Source organism: Rhodoferax ferrireducens, from assembly GCF_003347515.1.
Taxonomy (GTDB): Bacteria; Pseudomonadota; Gammaproteobacteria; order Burkholderiales; family Burkholderiaceae_C; genus Rhodoferax.
In genome coordinates this window covers 1-3,410 of record NZ_QEII01000218.1, presented here as the reverse complement: position 1 = coordinate 3,410, position 3,410 = coordinate 1, and the positions used below count along the sequence as shown (strand labels likewise).

Sequence of the window (3,410 nt, the reverse complement as noted above, 5' to 3'; positions counted from 1 at the left end):
CAGTGGCTATGTTGCTGCCAAAGATATGTTGCGTCGACCCGTTCTCCGACGGGCGATCCACTCGTCCGTCGGAGAACCTGTGCGCACATAAGTTCCGGGTGCTTGGCGGCTACAGCTGCTTCATGAAGTTCATGATCGTGGCCGACTTCCCCGGCGATCTTGCCCGCGCGGTCGGCAGGTCCGTGATATCCACGCTGGCCAGCGCCTTGGCCTTCATCTCGAGATCGACCTCGGCGTAAACGTGGGTCGTGTCTAGGGAGACGTGACCGAGCCAGGCGCGGATGGTGTTGATGTCGACCCCGGCGCGAAGCAGATGAACGGCTGTCGTGTGCCGCAGCGTGTGAGGGCTGATGCGCTTTCCCTGCATGGACTCGACCCGCTTGGCCGCCGCCGTAGCGTAGGTCTTCACGATACGATGCACCCCGAACCGCGTCATCGGTGCCCCGGTTCGCCCGCGGAATACCTGATCGTCGGCCCCCTTGCCGGCGACGAGCGGTCGCAGGGTAGCCACCGTGACGGGCCATAGAGGACAAACCCGCCATTTGTTGCCCTTGCCGAGGATGCGCACAGACGGCGACGTGCCCAGTTGAAGGTTGCTCACCCGCAGTGACGCCGCCTCGTCGGCGCGGGCGCCGCTGTTGTAAAGAAAGAGTAGCAGCGCGTGATCGCGCAAGCCCAGACTCGTGCGGCGATCCGGAGCGCGCAGCAGTGCCTCCATTTCGGGCTTGTCGAGGTATCCAATGACCGTCTTGGCGGCCTTCTTGAACGGAACCGAACGCACCTGTGAACACCAGTCCAGGTGCTCGGGCGAGCGGGTCCCGACGAAGCGGGCAAGCGAGTGGATGGTGCCCAGGCGCTGGTTGCGCGTGACAACGCCGCAGCCACGTTCGTGCTCAATATGTTCAAGGAACGCCCGCACCCTGTCCGGCGACACATCATGCACCGTCAATCGCTCAATCGGAATCGCCGCCTGGCGGCTGACGAATGGCAGCAGCAGGGTCAAGGTGTCGCGGTAGCTCACCTGCGTGTTACGCGCCAGATTGCGCTCGGCGACCAGATATTCCAGCAGGAAGCGGCGAACCCAAGGCCCGAGCAAGCTGTGATCACGCATGATCGACCTCCTGCGCTGCCTCGTGCTGGGCATACGCCGCAAATCGACAACTGGCCTCCTGCAGCAACTCCGGCGTCATCTGCAGATACCGCTGCGTCGAAGCGATACAGGCATGCCCGAGATATGTCGCCAGATGGGGTAAGAGTTGTTGGACGTCCTTGCCCGAGCGATACCAGGACAAGACACGATGAACTGCTGCGGTGTGGCGCAAATCATGGAGTCGCGGAGGTCGTGGCTCCCCTGATGGGCAGACGATGCCCGCCGCCGAGCGGACCCGCTGGAACAACGTCACGACATACTGGTAGGTCAGGCGACAGCCAGAACGCGAGCACAGGAACGCAGAGTTCTGGCCCTTTGGCAGGGGCAGTGTGCTGCGCTGGTCGTAGTAGGTCGCCAACGTTGCCGCCAGTTGCGGTCCGATTGGAACCAGGCGGGTTTTGTAGAACTTCGTGTTCCGAACGGTCAGCACGCGTTGGGTGAGATTGACATCTGCCACCGTGAGTCCGATGGCCTCGCTGATCCGCAGTCCTGCGCCGTACAGCACGAGTAGCAGTGTTCGATATGTCATGACCTGAAGACGACTGAAGGCTGATCTCACAGCAGCGGTCGCGTCGAGCAGGCGCTGCAGCTCGTCATGCGAGTACACATAGGGTGTTTGCGGTGGCGGCAGCTTCGGCTTGAACTCCGGCATGGGCGACGCCGCCACGTAGCCACGCGCCAGCGCGAAGCGGTACAAGCCCGTCAGCAGTCTGAACTTCGTCGTCCATGCGGCACTGAGCGCGCCGTGACCACGCAAGAAAGTGGCTACAGCCTGCGGCGTCACATCGTGCAATGGCCGGTCCCCCGTCTCGCGTGCAAACTGGCGTAGCGCCCGGTCGCCGCTGCGGATCTGGACGCCCTGGGCCCGCCGGGCGGCGAGGTAGACCTTGATGACATCACTGGTGTTCATTGCAGACCTCCCAGGTCGAAGTCACCTACCTGACGCAAAGACGCCAGGTCAACCTTTGTGTAGGTCATCGTGGCTGACGTACTGCGATGACCGAGGTGGTCGCCGATCTCCTTTAGGGTCAATCCGTCGGCCAGCAGCTTTGCTGCGCACGAATGACGCAGCGCGTGAGGTCCGAGGTGAGCAGCCTGGATATCAAGTGCGCGCAGTCGTCGGCTGACGATGGTGTAGATGGCCGTGGCGAGGATGGGTATTCTGGGCGCCTGTACTCGGATGAAGACCTCGGCGTGCGTCACGCTCGGCCGAACATCGTTGATGTACCGACTGAGCGCCTCCCCCACGGACGGTACGAGCGGGTAGATTTGGGGTTGGCGACGTTTGAGGCGCCAGATATGCAGCTGCCCGCCAAGCTGGTCGATCTGGTCGAGCCGAAGGGATGCAACCTCTCCTCGGCGAAGCCCGTAGACGGCCAGCAGAAGCAGGATCGCGCGGTCTCGGATGTCGCGCTCGGTGTCGCTGCTGGTGGTGGCGATCACGCGCCTCACATCGTCCCAGCTCAAGGCGTACGGCAACGCTTCCAGGGCATATCGCCGATTTCCCTGGATTGAGCAGGCAAGCGCCGCACTGCATGCGCCGATACTGGCGGTGTGGCGAAAGAACACGCGCAGCATAGTGGCAATGTGGCCGGCCGAGATACGAGACCACCGCTGCGCGCCGTAGGTGACGAAGTACGCGTCGATGTCCTGCGGCCGCAGCGTTGCCAGGTCACGGCCGGTGTCACTGCACCAGTGCAAAAACTTTGATGTGCGGTACTGCCATTGGTCAATCGTGCATTGCGTCAGGCCGCGTTCGTCGCGCATCCATGCAACGAAGTGCTCCAGGGCTGGCGCGAACGGGATGGAATCCTCTACCTGCGGCCACCAGCCAAGGTACTTCAGCCACGGTCGCGCGAAGCTTACGAGTGTGGCGGCTGTTGTCGGCGCGGGTGTTGCCAGCGAGACTGATCCGTAAACGATCTCATGCAGCCGGGACGCGTCGACCTTCCCAAAGTCATTGGGCGACATGTGCTCGGCGACCCACAGAATCGAGCGCGCCCTCAGGCGCAGCGACTCTCGGGTGCCACCCTGATCCGCGCAGTGCAGAAGATAGCGATTGCGTTGCTCGGCCAACGGGCCATCGCGATGGCGTGCAAGCGCCCGATCCGTGCTGACGAGAGTTTCGAACATGGCAGTCCTTTGAAGTTAAAAAGGACTGCCAGCAAGCACCACAAGTTATGTGGTGTCAATCGGTCAACAGCGGCCTGGATGCCAAGGGATTCTGGACTGGCGCAACATATCTTTGGCAGCAACATAG

The 3,410-nt window shown here is 62.4% G+C and carries 3 protein-coding genes; all 3 read right to left on the bottom strand.

What is annotated here, in order from left to right:
- Positions 1-109: 109 nt before the first annotated feature.
- Genes C5P05_RS03290 through C5P05_RS03280 form a run of 3 tightly spaced genes read right to left on the bottom strand, consistent with a single transcriptional unit; the run spans position 110 to position 3,283 of the window.
- Complete coding sequence (locus C5P05_RS03290) at positions 110-1,111, bottom strand: tyrosine-type recombinase/integrase (protein ID WP_114968442.1); 1,002 nt, start codon at positions 1,109-1,111, stop codon at positions 110-112.
- Positions 1,104-2,060 (bottom strand): tyrosine-type recombinase/integrase, encoded by a 957-nt coding sequence (locus tag C5P05_RS03285; RefSeq protein WP_114968441.1) that lies wholly within the window; start codon positions 2,058-2,060, stop codon positions 1,104-1,106. Before C5P05_RS03285 ends, C5P05_RS03290 begins: the two co-directional genes overlap by 8 nt.
- The gene (locus tag C5P05_RS03280) at positions 2,057-3,283 is read right to left on the bottom strand and encodes a tyrosine-type recombinase/integrase (protein ID WP_114968440.1); all 1,227 of its coding nucleotides are present in this window, start codon (positions 3,281-3,283) and stop codon (positions 2,057-2,059) included. The genes C5P05_RS03285 and C5P05_RS03280 overlap by 4 nt, the downstream gene beginning before the upstream one ends.
- Positions 3,284-3,410: the final 127 nt, after the last annotated feature.

Coding starts and splice junctions, on each gene's coding strand:
- C5P05_RS03280 (WP_114968440.1), bottom strand. CDS start 3,283: ATGTTCGAAACTCTCGTCAGCACGGATCGGGCGCTTGCACGCCATCGC.
- C5P05_RS03290 (WP_114968442.1), bottom strand. CDS start 1,111: ATGCGTGATCACAGCTTGCTCGGGCCTTGGGTTCGCCGCTTCCTGCTG.
- C5P05_RS03285 (WP_114968441.1), bottom strand. CDS start 2,060: ATGAACACCAGTGATGTCATCAAGGTCTACCTCGCCGCCCGGCGGGCC.